The sequence below is a fragment of the Corallococcus sp. AB018 genome (assembly GCF_003986945.1).
GTDB classification, from domain to species: Bacteria; Myxococcota; Myxococcia; order Myxococcales; family Myxococcaceae; genus Corallococcus; species Corallococcus exiguus.
In genome coordinates this window covers 1-2,382 of record NZ_RAWR01000418.1, presented here as the reverse complement: position 1 = coordinate 2,382, position 2,382 = coordinate 1, and the positions used below count along the sequence as shown (strand labels likewise).

The window sequence follows — 2,382 nt, the reverse complement described above, 5'->3', positions numbered from 1 at the left end:
GCCAACGATGTGCCGTGAGGGATTGCCGGGGGAGCGGTTCGCGGCGGACGCTTCCGGGCATGGCGAAGCAGGTGGAGAAGCCGGAGTGGGCGCGCATCGCGGAAGCCTTCGAGGCCAGCGGGCAGACGCAGCGGGAGTTCGCGTTGGCGCGGGGCGTGCGGCTGAGCACGTTGCAGTCGTGGGTGTACCGGGCACGACGGGCCGCGCCGTCGCGAGCGGAAGCCGTGAGACTCTTGCCGGTGCAGGTGGCGACGACGCCCGCGGCGATGGAGTCGGGGATGGAGGTGGTCGCCGCGAGCGGAGCGCGGGTGCGATTCGCGGTGGGCACCGACGTGGCGTACGTGGCCCGGCTCGTCGCCGCGCTGGGACGGTGAGAGGGTGTTCGCGCTTCCGGCTTCGGTGCGCGTGGTGCTGGCCGTGGAGCCGGTGGACATGCGCAAGTCGATTGATGGCCTCATGGCCTTGGTGCGCGCCGAGTGGGGCGAGGACGTCTACTCGGGGCACCTCTTCGCCTTCGTCTCGCGCAAGGGCGACAGAGTCAAGGTGCTGACGTGGAGCCGGGGCGGCTTCGTGCTGCTGTACAAGCGGCTGGAGACGGGCCGCTTCCGGCTGCCGCGCGTGGAGGCGGAGGCGAAGGCGGTGACGCTGGACGCCACGCAGTTGGCGATGCTGCTGGACGGCATCGACGTGGCGGACGTGCGACGCCCGCCGGCCTGGTCACCGCCCGGGCGCGCGGCCTCCTGAGGGCCCGGCGCGAGCGCGGGGGCGGGCAGCGCGGTATGGGCTCCAGGTGCCGCGCGAGCTTCCACTGGACCATTTCTGCCCCTGGCGGGAGGAAGCCGAGGAGCTCCGCGAGCGGATGACGTCGCTGGAGTCGAAGATGGCCGCGCTGGAGCGGCGTGTCTTCGGTCGCAAAGCCGAGAAGCTGCCGCCCGTCGCCGAGGAATTGAGGCAGACGGCCCCGAGTCCCCAGGACGAAGCGGCGCGGGCCAAGGCCGCCCTGGAGAAGCGCCGGGCGCGGGCCGCACGGAAGGCCGAGGAGGCCCCGACGCGCGAAGTGCGGCACGCGGTGCCGCCCGAGTCGAGGCACTGCCCGGCGTGCGGCAGTGAGGAGTTGAAGCCGCTGGGCGAGGGGCGAAGGACGGTGGTGTACGAGTACGTGCCCGCCTTCTTCGAGCGGCAGGTGCACGTGCAGCAAGTCCTCTCGTGCGCGTGCGGCCAGGGCGTGGTGACGGCCCCCGCGCCGCCGAAGGTGGTGGACAAGGGCGAGTACGGCCCGGGCTTCCTTGCGCACGTTGTGGTTTCCAAGTGCGCCGACGCGATGCCCCTGCACCGGCTGGCCCAGCGGATTGAGCGCGGTGGGGTGCCCATGAGTCGCAGCACCCTGACGGACCTCTTCCACCAGGCCGCCTCGGTGCTGCTGCCTCTGTCCCAGCACCTCTTGCAAGTCATTGCCGCCGCCGAGGTGGTGTGGGCCGACGAGACGCCCGTGCGCGTGCTGGACGTGAAGAAGACGCGCCAGGGCTACCTCTGGACTTTCCTCACCCAGACGCCCGCGGGGGAGTGGCTGCTGGGCTACCGCTTCAGCCTGGGCCGGGCCAGCACGACGCCGAAGGAAGTCCTGGGCGGCACCCGGGGCGCCCTCGTGGTGGATGCCTATACGGGCTACAACGCGGTGACACTGCCCGAGGGCCGCGTGCGGGTGGGCTGCTGGGCCCACGTGCGACGGCGATTCTTCGAGGCGCTCCCCACCGCGCCCGAAGCCCGCCAGGCCCTGGACTTCATCCTCGCCCTCTACCGCGTGGAAGCCCTGGCTCGCGACGCGGCCGTCGTGCGCACCGACGCGCACCGCGAGCTGCGCCAGCAGCAGAGCCTCCCCGTCCTCACGGCGCTGCGCGCGTGGATGGACTCGCAGGCCCCGCGCCACCTGCCCAAGGGCCCCATGGGCCAGGCCCTCTCCTACGCCCTGAAGCAGTGGGACGCCCTGACGCGCTTCGTCTCCGACGCGCGCCTGCCCCTGGACAACAACCGCTCCGAGGCGGCGCTGCGCAAGGCGGCCCTGGGCCGGAAGAACTTCCTCTTCGTCGGCCACGAGGCCGCGGGGGAGAATCTCGCCGGCCTCTACGCCCTGGTCGCCACCTGCGAGGCCAACCAGGTCAATCCCGAGGAGTACCTGGCCGACGTGCTGCTTCGCGTCCAGACGCACCCGCACTCGCGCATCGGGGAGCTGCTGCCCCACGAGTGGAGACTGCGACGCACCGCCGACCCGCCCGAGTCACCCCTCCAGCCCAGTCCCTGAACAGCTCACTCCTCGCGGCGCTCGCCGAGCACGGTCGGGGCCTGTCTTCAAGCGTCCCGGCACGTCACTGGCCGGACGGTTAC

The 2,382-nt window shown here is 72.1% G+C and carries 3 protein-coding genes; all 3 read left to right on the top strand.

The features are described 5' to 3' along the window. On the top strand, positions 1-374 hold a 374-nt coding region (locus tag D7Y11_RS42335), incomplete at its 5' end, for a hypothetical protein (protein WP_233607589.1). A gap of 4 nt (positions 375-378) precedes the next feature. Next, entirely contained in the window at positions 379-744 is a 366-nt protein-coding gene (tnpB, locus tag D7Y11_RS42330) for an IS66 family insertion sequence element accessory protein TnpB (protein ID WP_120581677.1), read from the top strand. A gap of 115 nt (positions 745-859) precedes the next feature. Next, positions 860-2,299, top strand: a complete 1,440-nt coding sequence (locus D7Y11_RS42325; protein WP_120581676.1) for an IS66 family transposase — start codon at positions 860-862, stop codon at positions 2,297-2,299. Positions 2,300-2,382 lie beyond the last annotated feature (83 nt).

Excerpts from the sequence above, each read along its gene's own strand:
- D7Y11_RS42325 (WP_120581676.1), top strand. The coding sequence starts at position 860 with ATGACGTCGCTGGAGTCGAAGATGGCCGCGCTGGAGCGGCGTGTCTTC.